The sequence below is a fragment of the Streptococcus sp. SCPM-O-B-15304 (M98) genome (genome assembly GCF_058200215.1).
The window spans coordinates 93160-105269 of sequence record NZ_JBYQGQ010000008.1 but is presented as its reverse complement, the minus strand read 5'-3'; the positions used below and the strand labels follow the sequence as shown (position 1 = coordinate 105269).

The 12110-nt window shown below is 38.6% G+C and carries 11 protein-coding genes and 3 pseudogenes; 6 read left to right on the top strand and 8 right to left on the bottom strand.

Annotated features, from left to right (window positions below; translation table 11 throughout):
• Nucleotides 1–447: pseudogene (locus AC3E7H_RS06575) on the bottom strand (DNA translocase FtsK); the annotation flags it as partial.
• Nucleotides 448–583: 136 nt separating this feature from the next.
• Between AC3E7H_RS06575 and AC3E7H_RS06570 the strand changes: the two are divergent.
• Nucleotides 584–886 carry an LPXTG cell wall anchor domain-containing protein gene (locus AC3E7H_RS06570; protein WP_490676274.1) on the top strand — a complete coding sequence of 101 codons (303 nt, stop codon included), beginning with the start codon at nucleotides 584–586 and terminating at the stop codon, nucleotides 884–886.
• A 178-nt stretch (nucleotides 887–1064) separates the two neighbouring features.
• On the opposite strand, the pseudogene AC3E7H_RS06565 reads toward AC3E7H_RS06570, so the two are convergent.
• Nucleotides 1065–2375: pseudogene (locus AC3E7H_RS06565) on the bottom strand (transposase).
• A 156-nt stretch (nucleotides 2376–2531) separates the two neighbouring features.
• Here AC3E7H_RS06565 and AC3E7H_RS06560 point away from each other — a divergent pair.
• Nucleotides 2532–2779, top strand: a pseudogene (locus tag AC3E7H_RS06560) (IS630 transposase-related protein); the annotation flags it as partial.
• Nucleotides 2780–2830: 51 nt separating this feature from the next.
• A complete protein-coding gene (locus AC3E7H_RS06555; protein WP_025171272.1) occupies nucleotides 2831–3007 on the top strand; it encodes an LPXTG cell wall anchor domain-containing protein in 177 nt (58 codons plus the stop codon).
• A 198-nt stretch (nucleotides 3008–3205) separates the two neighbouring features.
• On the opposite strand, the gene AC3E7H_RS06550 is transcribed toward AC3E7H_RS06555, so the two are convergent.
• The 4 genes from AC3E7H_RS06550 to nrdH all read right to left on the bottom strand — a co-directional run bounded on the left by AC3E7H_RS06550 (nucleotide 3206) and on the right by nrdH (nucleotide 7683).
• A complete protein-coding gene (locus AC3E7H_RS06550) occupies nucleotides 3206–3973 on the bottom strand; it encodes a DeoR/GlpR family DNA-binding transcription regulator (protein WP_000917594.1) in 768 nt (255 codons plus the stop codon).
• Between the two features lie 127 nt (nucleotides 3974–4100).
• On the bottom strand, nucleotides 4101–5063 hold the full coding sequence (gene nrdF, locus AC3E7H_RS06545; RefSeq protein WP_049526102.1) for a class 1b ribonucleoside-diphosphate reductase subunit beta: 963 nt from the start codon (nucleotides 5061–5063) through the stop codon (nucleotides 4101–4103).
• A 173-nt stretch (nucleotides 5064–5236) separates the two neighbouring features.
• Nucleotides 5237–7396 carry a class 1b ribonucleoside-diphosphate reductase subunit alpha gene (nrdE, locus tag AC3E7H_RS06540; protein WP_000523571.1) on the bottom strand — a complete coding sequence of 720 codons (2160 nt, stop codon included), beginning with the start codon at nucleotides 7394–7396 and terminating at the stop codon, nucleotides 5237–5239.
• Between the two features lie 68 nt (nucleotides 7397–7464).
• On the bottom strand, nucleotides 7465–7683 hold the full coding sequence (nrdH, locus tag AC3E7H_RS06535) for a glutaredoxin-like protein NrdH (RefSeq protein ID WP_000259242.1): 219 nt from the start codon (nucleotides 7681–7683) through the stop codon (nucleotides 7465–7467).
• A gap of 363 nt (nucleotides 7684–8046) precedes the next feature.
• Between nrdH and AC3E7H_RS06530 the strand changes: the two genes are divergently transcribed.
• From AC3E7H_RS06530 to udk, 3 genes are all read left to right on the top strand, one after another.
• Nucleotides 8047–8310, top strand: a complete 264-nt coding sequence (locus AC3E7H_RS06530) for a phosphocarrier protein HPr (RefSeq protein ID WP_000146952.1) — start codon at nucleotides 8047–8049, stop codon at nucleotides 8308–8310.
• Between the two features lie 4 nt (nucleotides 8311–8314).
• On the top strand, nucleotides 8315–10048 hold the full coding sequence (gene ptsP, locus AC3E7H_RS06525) for a phosphoenolpyruvate--protein phosphotransferase (RefSeq protein WP_025171271.1): 1734 nt from the start codon (nucleotides 8315–8317) through the stop codon (nucleotides 10046–10048).
• A 124-nt stretch (nucleotides 10049–10172) separates the two neighbouring features.
• Entirely contained in the window at nucleotides 10173–10811 is a 639-nt protein-coding gene (gene udk / locus AC3E7H_RS06520; RefSeq protein ID WP_490676273.1) for a uridine kinase, read from the top strand.
• Nucleotides 10812–11003: 192 nt separating this feature from the next.
• On the opposite strand, the gene AC3E7H_RS06515 is transcribed toward udk, so the two are convergent.
• Nucleotides 11004–11567 carry an ECF transporter S component gene (locus tag AC3E7H_RS06515; protein WP_001042711.1) on the bottom strand — a complete coding sequence of 188 codons (564 nt, stop codon included), beginning with the start codon at nucleotides 11565–11567 and terminating at the stop codon, nucleotides 11004–11006.
• Nucleotides 11551–12102, bottom strand: a complete 552-nt coding sequence (coaC, locus tag AC3E7H_RS06510) for a phosphopantothenoylcysteine decarboxylase (RefSeq protein ID WP_000101254.1) — start codon at nucleotides 12100–12102, stop codon at nucleotides 11551–11553. The genes AC3E7H_RS06515 and coaC overlap by 17 nt, the downstream gene beginning before the upstream one ends.
• Between the last annotated feature and the right edge of the window lie 8 nt (nucleotides 12103–12110).

Here is a 12110-nt window from a genome sequence, read left to right as displayed (position 1 = left end):
AGCAAGTACGTCAGCTTCAGCAAGCACGTCAGCTTCTGAATCAACATCGGCTTCAGCAAGCACATCGGCTTCAGCAAGCACATCAGCTTCTGAATCAACGTCAGCTTCAGCAAGCACATCAGCTTCAGCAAGCACATCAGCTTCAGCAAGCACATCAGCTTCAGCAAGCACATCAGCTTCTGAATCAACGTCAGCTTCAGCAAGCACATCAGCTTCAGCAAGTACGTCAGCTTCAGCAAGCACATCAGCTTCTGAATCAACATCGGCTTCAGCAAGCACATCGGCTTCAGCAAGCACATCAGCTTCAGCAAGCACATCAGCTTCAGCAAGCACATCAGCTTCTGAATCAACGTCAGCTTCAGCAAGCACATCAGCTTCAGCAAGCACATCAGCTTCTGAATCAACATCGGCTTCAGCAAGCACATCAGCTTCAACAAGCGCAAGCACATCTGTTATTACAAGTAAGGGAATGCCAGAAAGCTTGTCACTTGATAGCTTAGATATTGATAGTATTATTACATCTGATTCAATTAGTACATCAGTATCACAATCACTATCATTATCAGTAAGTCTTAGTCAATCAATGTCTCACTCAACTTCAACAAGTGCAAGCGCCTCAACATCAATGCCTCATTCGGCATCAACAAGCACAAGCACCTCAACATCAATGCCTCATTCGGCATCAACAAGTGTAAGTGCTTCAACATCAGCGACTCATTCTACTTCAACTAGTCAAGATCCTCAAACCGATACTACTAAGGCTCGTAAGCAATTACCAAATACTGGTGAAATAGCTTCGACTACAAATGCTCTCTTCGGAGTTGTAGCAGGTCTAACAGGATTAGGTTTAGTAGCTAAACGTCGTAAGCGTGATGATGAAGAATAAATTTTATTAGTTGATTATTCCAATCAAAAAGAATCTGAGACAAATTAGTTATCTGACACAAAAAGCTAGAGGTTCCCAATTGTGGAACTCTAGCTTTTTAATTTTTAGTTGTTTTCTTATTGTGTAGTCAAATGAAACAAAAGCGGCTCTTTGTCAACTGTAGTGGGTTGATGAAAAGTTATAACCTGGAGAGGGCCAACTTGGTTCTCTCCCTTTTAATATTCAAAGCGATTAGGATTCTAGTTTTAAAGTTTTCAAAGTTCCGGAAGCCAAAAGCATTTCGTTTGATGACCTTAATGAGGTTATTAGTAGCCTCTAGTTTTGCATTTTAGTATAGCAGTTCCAGTGCGTTCATGATCTTGTCCTTATCTTTCAAAAAGGTCTTAAAAACAGTTTGAAAAATAGGATTTACACAAGAAATTGCTTCTTCAATAAGATCAAAGAAATGATCTGTTTGTTTCTCTTGGAAATGAAACAGTAATAGTTGATAGACTTCATAGTGCTATCTAAGTTCTTGAGAGTATGCAAGGAGCTTTTCGAGAATCTCATTATTCGTGAAGTGCACATACGAAAAGTAGGGCGATAAAATCGCTTATCGCTGAGTTTGCGGCTATCCTGTTGAATGAGTTTCCAGTAACGTTTTAGTGCCTTATATTCGTGCGATTTACGATCAAAATGATTCATGACTTAGATGCGAAGACGATTCATAGTTCGATTGAGATGTTGGACAATGTGAAAGCGGTCGAGAACGATTTTAGCATTTGGGAGTGAAACAGTCTGGGGGACTGTTTCAGCCTGAGCCTTGAAATTTGAGAGCGAAGTTTTCTGGCAATATCATAGTAGGGGCTAAACATATCCATGGTAATGACTTTCACGTGACTTCTCACCTGACTAGAATAACGAAGGAAATGATTGCGAATAGTCACTTGAGTTCGCCCATCCAGGATAACTACGATCTTTCTGGAATCAAAATCCTGTGCAATGAAACTCATCTTACCTTTCTTGAAGCTGTATTCATCCCAAGACATGTGAGTTGGAAGGAAAGATAAATCTGTCTTGAATTTGAATTCTTTCAATTTACGAATGACTGTCGAAGTAGATACAGATAGACTTTCTGCGATAGCCGTCATAGGGACTTTCTCGATTAATTTTTGAGTGATTTTCTGGTTAACGATGGTAGCGATTTGGTGATTCTTTTTGACTAAGGAAGTCTCTGCGACAGCCATTATTCCACAGACTTTACAACGGAAACGGCGTTTTCTCAATCGAATGAGTGCCTTATAGCCTGCAAACTCTAGATAGGGGATTTTAGATTCTTTCTGGAAGTCATATTTAGTCATTTTCCCTAGGCAGTGATGACACTTAGGAGTAGGATAATCTATAGCTTAGTGATGATTTCTTTACGCGTTCCAGCATCAAGATATTCCAAGATTATGATGTTCTTGTCTTTAATTTCGAGTAAGTTTGTGATAAAATTTAATTGTTCCATATGATTCTTTCTAATGATGGTTTGGTCGCTTTTCATTATAGATCTTATGGGACTTTTTTCTACAACAAAATAGACTCCATAATTCCTATGGTGGTTTTACCCACTACAGAAATTATAGAGTCACAAAAGCAGTACACAATGTGGTATAATCTTCTTATGGCATATTCAATAGATTTTCGTAAAAAGTTCTCGCTTATTGTGAGCGAACACGTAGTATAACAGAAGCATCACACGTTTTCCAAATCTCACGTAATACCATTTATGGTTGGTTAAAGCTAAATGAGAAAACAGGAGAGCTAAACCATCAAGTAAAAGGAACAAAACCAAGAAAAGTTGATAGAGATAGAGTCAAAAACTATCTTACTGACAATCCAGATGCTTATTTGACTGAAATAGCTTCAGAATCAGCATCTGAATCAGCATCTGAATCAGCATCAACATCAACAAGTGCGTCTATGATTCATTCGACTTCAACTAGTCAAGCTCCTCAAACTGATACCACTAAGGCCCGTAAGCAATTACCAAATACAGGTGAAACTGCTTCAGCTGCAAATGCTCTCCTTGGAGTTGTAGCAGGTCTAACTGGATTAGGATTAGTGGCTAAACGTCGTAAGCGTGATGATGAAGAATAAATCTTCTAACGATTCTATTAGTTGATTATTCCAATCAAAAAACCTGAAAGATATAACTTTCAGGTTTTTTTAGTTCTATAATATTTGTGTTTGGTAAATTTCTATAAACATTTCGAGAACTTTTTATAATTTTTGAAAAATAAAAAACTAGCCATGGAATTAGTAGTAGCTACTAAATTCTATGACTAGTTGTAGAGTTTAAGGTTTTGACTTGATAATTTTAGTTTGTTTAGACAGTGATTGGAGTGTTTGGTCACTTAATTTTGAATCAGTGATAATGGTGTCGATATCTGAGATATTGTAAAATGTGAAGAAATCAAATTTATCAAATTTGCTATGGTCAGCTAGGAGATATTTTTTATTGGCGTTTTCTAGTGCTAATTTCTGTGCTTCACCTTCGTCTTCACTAAAAGTAGCGATAGCATGATCCTTGATACCATTACAACTAACGAAGGCTTTTGAAAATTGCAAACTAGCGATATCTTGAAGAGTGAGAGTACCGACAAAAGCTCCTGTAATTGAACGATAATTACCACCGATTAGAATGAGATCAGTTAGCTTACGCTCATTTAGAATGAGAAATACAGGCAAACTATTGGTAACAACTCGAATGTTATCGATAGGAAGTTCACGCGCAAAGAATTCTAATGTGGTACCTGGACCAATGAAAATAGTTTCTCTTTCTTCAACTAAGTGACCTGCAAAGCGAGCAATTTCTTGTTTTTCTGCTGTTTGTAGCCCTTGTTTTTCAACGTTAGAACGCTCATTATTTAATAAGGAACCTGTTCGAAGTTTTTCAGCTCCTCCATGAACTCGAACCAGCAAATCCTTATCCGCTAACTCTTGTAAATATCGTCTAGCTGTCATATCGGAAATATCAAGGCGATTCATAATCTCTTTAACAGTGATAGTTCCTTTTGTATTTACAATTTCTAAAATAGTATCTAATTTTTCTTGCTTCAGCATTGAACCACCCCCAAATCTAATATTATTTTATCATATTTTAAACAGCTAAGCAACTTAAAGAAAACAAAAATAAACAAAAAAAAACATCTAGTTTGTAATTAAACTTAGATGTTTTTTAGGTTAGATATTAATTTAGTCCATAGTTATAGTCATCATCCTGCATAGCTTCAACTTCACCAAGTAGATAGCCATTACCAACTTGAGAGAAGAAGTCGTGGTTTGATGTACCAGTTGAAATCCCGTTCATAACGATCGGGTTGACATCGTCAGCTGAATCAGGGAAGAGAGGATCTTGCCCCAAGTTCATAAGGGCTTTATTTGCATTGTAGCGAAGGAAGGTTTTAACCTCTTCAGTCCATCCGACTTCGTCATAGAGGCTCTCTGTGTAGCCTTCTTCATTCTCATAAAGAGTATAGAGAAGGTCGTACATCCATTCTTTGAGTTTTTCTTGCTCATCTTCTGGCAATTCATTGAAACCAAGTTGGAATTTGTAGCCGATGTAGGTTCCGTGTACAGACTCGTCACGAATGATCAACTTGATGATCTCAGCTACGTTGGCTAACTTGTTGTTTCCAAGATAGTAGAGTGGTGTGAAGAAACCAGAGTAGAAAAGGAAGGTTTCAAGGAAAACACTAGCTACTTTCTTTTCTAGTGGAGTTCCGTTTAGGTAGATTTCATTGATAATTTCAGCTTTTTTCTGAAGATATGGATTGGTGTTGGTCCATTCGAAAATCTCTTCGATTTCTGACTTGGTATTCAAGGTAGAAAAGATAGAAGAGTAAGATTTGGCATGGACAGATTCCATAAATTGGATATTGTTAAAAACAGCTTCCTCGTGAGGCGTACGAATATCAGCACGAAGGGCTTGAACACCAGTTTCTGATTGCATGGTATCAAGAAGGGTCAAACCTCCAAAAACTTTACCAACAAGGTCTTTTTCCTTGTTAGAAAGCTTTCTCCAGTCATCTAGGTCATTTGACAAGGGAATACGCGTATCGAGCCAGAACTGCTCAGTCAGTTTTTCCCAGGTTGATTTGTCAATGACATCTTCGATGGCATTCCAGTTAATGGCTTTGTAGTAAGTTTTCATTTGAAATCTCTTTCTGTGTGTAGTAATGCGATAACATAATCATTCTTATTTTATCATAATTCTATGCTATAATCGAACAAAAAGTCGGAAGCCCGACTTTTAAATTCTTACATGATTTTATCAGCAAAATACGTTTAATGGATTAAGTAAATGTAATTTTTTTGAGAGTTGAATTAAATCACACAGCTCTCGCATTGGTTAGCACCGACTTCTCCACCATCATCTGTAAAGGTACGGACGTAGTAGATAGACTTGATACCTTTGTTGAAGGCATAGTTACGAAGGATAGACAAGTCACGTGTCGTTTGTTTGTTTTCTTTCTTCCATTCGTAAAGACCTGTTGGAATATCACTACGCATGAAGAGTGTGAGTGAAAGTCCTTGGTCCACGTGCTCAGTCGCAGCAGCATAAACATCAATGACCTTACGCATATCCATGTCATAAGCAGAAGTGTAGTAAGGGATAGTTTCTGTTGACAAACCAGCAGCAGGATAGTAGATCTTACCAATTTTCTTCTCTTGACGTTCTTCGATACGTTGCGTAATTGGGTGAATAGAAGCAGAAACATCGTTGATGTAGCTGATAGAACCATTTGGTGCTACAGCAAGGCGGTTTTGGTGGTAAAGTCCATCTGCTTTAACTTTATCACGGAGTTCAGACCAGTCAGCAGCAGTAGGAATAAAGATATCTTTGAAGAGTTCTTTAACACGGTCTGATTTTGGAACAAACTCACCACTTGTGTACTTATCAAAGTAGCTTCCGTTTGCGTAGTCTGATTTTTCAAAGTTGTGGAAGGTAACACCACGTTCACGTGCGATATTGTTTGACTCAACCAAGGTCCAGTAGTTCATAAGCATAAAGTAGATGCTTGTGAATTCAACAGACTCAGGTGATCCGTATTCGATCAATTGTTGAGCAAGATAGCTGTGAAGTCCCATAGCTCCAAGACCGAAGGTATGAGCTCGACTATTTCCGTGGTCGATAGTAGGAACAGCGACGATGTGTGAACTATCTGTAACGAAGGTCAAGGCACGTACCATTGCACGGATAGAGCGACCAAAGTCAGGTGAAGTCATCATGTTGACCACGTTAGTTGAACCAAGGTTACATGAAACATCTGTCCCCATTTGGAGGAATTCTTGCGCATCGTTGATAAGACTTGGTTCTTGGACTTGAAGAATCTCTGAACACAAGTTACTCATGATGATCTTACCATCGACTGGATTTGCACGGTTAGCAGTATCGATGTTGACTACATAAGGATAGCCAGATTCTTGTTGCAATTTAGAAATCTCAGTTTCCAAATCACGCGCCTTGATTTTTGTCTTACGGATGTTTGGATTTGCAACTAGTTCATCGTATTTTTCAGTGATGTCGATATAGTTGAAAGGTACTCCATACTCTTTTTCTACAGAATATGGGCTAAATAGGTACATTTCTTCATTTTTACGAGCCAATTCGTAGAATTTATCTGGAACCACAACACCAAGTGAAAGGGTCTTGACACGCACTTTTTCATCGGCGTTTTCCTTCTTAGTTGAAAGGAAGGCGATGATATCTGGGTGGAAGACATTGAGGTAAACAACCCCAGCACCTTGACGTTGACCGAGTTGGTTAGAGTAAGAGAAGCTGTCTTCGAAAAGCTTCATAACTGGTACGACACCAGAAGCAGCACCCTCATAGCCTTTAATAGGAGCTCCAGCTTCACGAAGGTTGCTGAGGGAAATTCCCACACCACCACCGATACGTGAAAGTTGAAGAGCAGAGTTGATAGAACGTCCGATAGAGTTCATATCATCTGTTACCTGGATCAAGAAGCAAGATACCAACTCACCACGACGAGCACGACCTGCATTCAAGAAAGAAGGAGTAGCAGGTTGATAACGTTGGTGAATGATTTCATTAGCAATATCAATAGCAATCGCTTCATCACCATCTGCGAAGTATAGGGCATTAAAGAAGACACGGTCTTCCATGCTTTCAAGATAGTACTCCCCGTCATTAGTTTTCAGAGCATACTGATTATAGAATTTATAGGCAGCCATGAAAGACTTAAATTGGAAGTTCTGATCCTTGATAAATTGATGCAGTTCTTCCAAAAATTCTGGACGGTATTTCTTGATAAATGCTGTCTCAATGTAGTTATGCTCAATGAGGAAATTAATTTTATCCGTAATTGAGTTAAAAACCATTGTATTTGGTACAACATTTTCTTTAAAGAAGGCTTCTAAAGCTTCCTTGTCTTTGTGAAGCATGATTTGTCCATTCACAGGACGGTTAATTTCATTATTAAGACGGAAGTAAGTCACATCTTCAAGTTGTTTTAATCCCATAAAAAATCCTTTATCTAATTACAAAAGAAAGGCTTCTAAGGTAGACATAGAAGCTTTTGTCCTGATTCTTAAGCAAGTTGTTTAAGTTTACCTGGTTGGAAACCAGAGAAAACTTCTGTTGGTGTCTGAATAATAGGAGCAGCACTAAAGCCAAGCTCTTTTACTTGATCAATGTATTCAGGTTGTTCATCAAGATTGATTTCTTTATATTCAACATTATTACTGTCTAAAAAACGTTTCGTCATTTTACATTGGACACAGTTGTTTTTAGAATATACGGTTACCATTTCTGTAACTCCTCTTTAAAAATTTATTACTTTCTTAGTATATCAGAAAAAAAAACTTTGTCAACTTTCTAAAACTAAATCTTGTGTACTTATTTTACTGATTTTACTAACAAACACAATATATAGTGTAGCATTGAGAAACAACGACAGAAAAATCAATGATTTCATTATAGACAACTTAACAAAAACTACATACTGTGTTTTGCTAAATTTAATAGAAGATTTTCAGCAAGTTATCTGAAAGGAAATTGAAGAAAGTCCATAAAATACTTGAAAAATATCAATGAAGGTGATATAATACTAAATTGTAAGGGTTATCAGATATGTAACTCAACAAGAAAACTATTAAAGGAGAGTCAAACTATGGCTTCTAAAGATTTCCACGTAGTGGCAGAAACAGGTATTCACGCACGTCCAGCAACATTGTTGGTACAAACTGCTAGCAAATTTGCTTCAGATATCACTCTTGAGTACAAAGGTAAATCAGTTAACCTTAAATCTATCATGGGTGTAATGAGCCTTGGTGTTGGTCAAGGTGCTGACGTTACAATCACTGCTGAAGGTGCAGACGCTGATGACGCTATCGCTGCAATCTCAGAAACAATGGAAAAAGAAGGATTGGCATAAGGAAATGACAGAAATGCTTAAAGGAATCGCAGCATCTGACGGTGTTGCAGTTGCAAAAGCATATCTACTCGTTCAACCGGATTTATCATTCGAGACTGTTACAGTCGAAGATACAAATGCAGAAGAGGCTCGTTTGGATGTTGCTCTTGAAGCTTCTCAAAACGAGCTTTCTCTTATCCGCGAGAAGGCTGTAGGTACGCTTGGTGAAGAAGCGGCACAAGTATTTGACGCCCACTTGATGGTTCTTGCTGACCCTGAATTGATCGGTCAAATTAAAGAAACTATCCGTGCTAAGAAAGTGAATGCAGAAGCAGGTCTGAAAGAAGTTACAGACATGTTTATCACAATCTTTGAAGGCATGGAAGACAACCCATACATGCAAGAACGTGCAGCGGATATCCGTGACGTAACAAAACGTGTATTGGCAAATCTTCTTGGTAAAAAATTGCCAAACCCAGCTTCTATCAATGAAGAAGTAATCGTGATTGCTCACGACTTGACTCCATCTGATACAGCTCAATTGGACAAAAACTTTGTTAAAGCTTTTGTAACAAACATTGGTGGTCGTACAAGTCACTCAGCTATCATGGCTCGTACACTTGAAATCGCTGCAGTTTTGGGTACAAACAATATCACTGAAATCGTTAAAGATGGTGACCTACTTGCCGTTAATGGTATTACAGGTGAAGTGATTATCAACCCGACTGAAGAACAAGCGGCTGAATTTAAAGCAGCTGGTGAAGCTTACGCTCAACAAAAAGCTGAATGGGCACTCTTGAAGGATGCTCAAACTGTTACTGCTGATGGCAAACACTTCGAATTGGCAGCAAACATTGGTACTCCAAAAGATGTTGAAGGTGTTAATGACAACGGTGCAGAAGCTGTAGGTCTTTACCGTACAGAGTTCTTGTACATGGATTCTCAAGACTTCCCAACTGAAGACGAGCAGTACGAAGCATACAAGGCTGTTCTTGAAGGAATGAACGGTAAACCAGTTGTTGTCCGTACAATGGATATCGGTGGTGACAAGGAACTTCCTTACTTCGATATGCCACATGAAATGAACCCATTCCTTGGATTCCGTGCTCTTCGTATCTCTATCTCTGAAACAGGAGATGCAATGTTCCGCACTCAAATCCGTGCTCTTCTTCGTGCTTCTGTACACGGTCAATTGCGTATCATGTTCCCGATGGTTGCGCTTTTGAAAGAATTCCGTGCAGCTAAAGCAGTCTTCGATGAAGAAAAAGCTAACCTTCTTGCTGAAGGTGTTGCAGTTGCGGATGACATCCAAGTTGGTATCATGATTGAAATTCCTGCAGCAGCTATGCTTGCAGACCAATTTGCAAAAGAAGTTGACTTCTTCTCAATTGGTACAAACGACTTGATCCAATACACAATGGCTGCAGACCGTATGAACGAACAAGTTTCATACCTTTACCAACCATACAACCCATCAATCCTTCGTTTGATCAACAACGTTATCAAAGCAGCTCACGCTGAAGGTAAATGGGCTGGCATGTGTGGTGAAATGGCTGGTGACCAAACAGCTGTTCCACTTCTTGTCGGAATGGGCTTGGATGAGTTCTCTATGTCAGCAACATCTGTACTTCGTACACGTAGCTTGATGAAGAAACTCGACACTGCTAAAATGCAAGAATACGCTAACCGTGCTCTTACTGAATGTTCAACAATGGAAGAAGTTCTTGAACTTTCTAAAGAATACGTTAACTTTGATTAATCAATTACAAATCCTTGTAGCTTCTAGCTATGAGGATTTTTTCTTCTATTTTCTAGAAAACTCCATCTGTAAAATTTATCAAAAATATGGTAAAATAGACGAGGGAAAAAACAAGGAGGCTACAATGCAAAATAGACCAATCATTATCGGAGTAACAGGGGGATCTGGAGGAGGAAAGACAAGCGTATCTAAAGCAATCTTGTCGCATTTTCCAAATGAAAAAATCTCTATGATTGAGCATGATTCCTACTATAAAGATCAATCTCATCTAACCTTTGAAGAGCGTATTAAGACCAACTATGACCATCCTTTTGCTTTTGATACTGATTTGATGATTGCGCAAATCAAAGAGTTGTTGGCAGGACGTCCTGTAGACATTCCTACCTATGATTATGCTGCCCATACCAGAAGTTCTAAAACTTATCGTCAAGAACCTCAGGATGTCTTTATCGTAGAAGGAATCTTGGTTTTGGAGGACAAACGACTTCGTGATTTGATGGATATCAAGATTTTCGTAGATACAGATGATGATGTTCGTATCATTCGCCGTATTAAACGTGATATGGAAGAACGTGGTCGTAGTCTAGATAGTGTTATCGATCAATATCTTGGGATGGTTAAGCCTATGTATCACCAATTTATCGAGCCAACTAAACGATATGCTGATATTGTAATTCCTGAAGGTGTAACCAATACTGTAGCTATCGATTTGCTAACGACAAAAATTGAAAAGATTTTAGAAGAAGCACGTCTAGCCCAATAATAAGTAGATAAAAGGCTATGGGAAAATAATTATTTGTCCAAGATTGAAGCCTTTTCCCATATCAGTAAGTCTTTACAATCATGCTTTTAGATAGTCTCGTCAAAGAGACTTTTAGAAGTCTGTAATCTTAATTAAATACAAAGTCAGTTACTTAGGGCAAATAAAAATCGAGGCCGGGATTTTCCCGACCTCTTATTTTTTGATTTTTTCAAGTCTCGGAACAATAACTAGGGTAAGTATTGCTGAGATTATGAGTTCTGCAATAGAATTTGTTGAGATAACAGTAGCTAATAGTTTTTGGATATTTCCGTCAAAAACATTTCCAAAGAGGAAGAAGATTCCGCCTAGTACAAATACAGTATTTGTGAGGGAACCGAGTGCTCCCGCGAAGATGAGCCCCGCCTTGTTTTTGAGGAGTTTATAGACAAAGTATGGAGTTAACCCAATAAGGATGCGTGGTACAATCGCAATAACTAGGGAGTAGATGTTACCATTTGGTACAAATGGAGAGAAGAGGTAGCTGGTTGGGAGAATTGTGATTGTATTGACTGTCAAGCTAATCATCCCCATCAAGAAACCTAAAATGGCTCCAATCCGTGGCCCGTAGATGATACTAGCAATGATGACTGGAATATGGACAATGGTCGGTTTAATTGGAAATGGCAAGACATTAAAGACAATAGAGCTCAGCAGATGAATCACGATCATGCTGGCAAAAAAGATAGCAATAGGAGCAATATTAGAGCGTTTGTTCATGAAGTTTTTCCTTTATCTGTTGTAAAATAGTATCAAGATCAGCAAGAGCACCCCGTCCTATGTCGCCACAGGCCAGTAGGGATTCTTTAGGGGAAATAATTGTATAACCATAAGTTTCTAAAGTTTTTAAGTTTGTTTGAGTTGCTGGATGGTCATACATTTTGGTATTCATAGCAGGTGCTACTAGTTTTGGAACATAGTTTGGCAAGGCAAGAGCAGTAGCAGTAACCATATTGTCGGCAAAACCGTGCGCAACTTTCGCAATCGTATTAGCGGTTGCAGGGGCAAGGATAAACAAGTCTGTTTCTTTGCCTAGCTCGATATGATTAACTTTATCAGGATAAGGTTCTTCCATAAGATCGAGATGAACTGTATTTTGTGATAAGACTTGAAGGGTTAAAGGTTGAATAAAGGCAGTCGCAGCCTGGGTCATGAGTACAGTAACAGAATGCCCCTGTTTCTTCAAGCCACTTACCAAATCAGCAGCCTTGTAAGAGGCGATAGAGCCTGTAACAGCGAGTGTAATACGAGCCATAATTTTCC

Coding starts and splice junctions, on each gene's coding strand:
- nrdH (WP_000259242.1), bottom strand. CDS start 7,683: ATGGTAACCGTATATTCTAAAAACAACTGTGTCCAATGTAAAATGACG.
- nrdE (WP_000523571.1), bottom strand. CDS start 7,396: ATGGGATTAAAACAACTTGAAGATGTGACTTACTTCCGTCTTAATAAT.
- AC3E7H_RS06570 (WP_490676274.1), top strand. CDS start 584: ATGTCTCACTCAACTTCAACAAGTGCAAGCGCCTCAACATCAATGCCT.
- udk (WP_490676273.1), top strand. CDS start 10,173: ATGCAAAATAGACCAATCATTATCGGAGTAACAGGGGGATCTGGAGGA.
- AC3E7H_RS06515 (WP_001042711.1), bottom strand. CDS start 11,567: ATGAACAAACGCTCTAATATTGCTCCTATTGCTATCTTTTTTGCCAGC.
- AC3E7H_RS06530 (WP_000146952.1), top strand. CDS start 8,047: ATGGCTTCTAAAGATTTCCACGTAGTGGCAGAAACAGGTATTCACGCA.
- AC3E7H_RS06555 (WP_025171272.1), top strand. CDS start 2,831: ATGATTCATTCGACTTCAACTAGTCAAGCTCCTCAAACTGATACCACT.
- ptsP (WP_025171271.1), top strand. CDS start 8,315: ATGACAGAAATGCTTAAAGGAATCGCAGCATCTGACGGTGTTGCAGTT.
- coaC (WP_000101254.1), bottom strand. CDS start 12,102: ATGGCTCGTATTACACTCGCTGTTACAGGCTCTATCGCCTCTTACAAG.
- AC3E7H_RS06550 (WP_000917594.1), bottom strand. CDS start 3,973: ATGCTGAAGCAAGAAAAATTAGATACTATTTTAGAAATTGTAAATACA.
- nrdF (WP_049526102.1), bottom strand. CDS start 5,063: ATGAAAACTTACTACAAAGCCATTAACTGGAATGCCATCGAAGATGTC.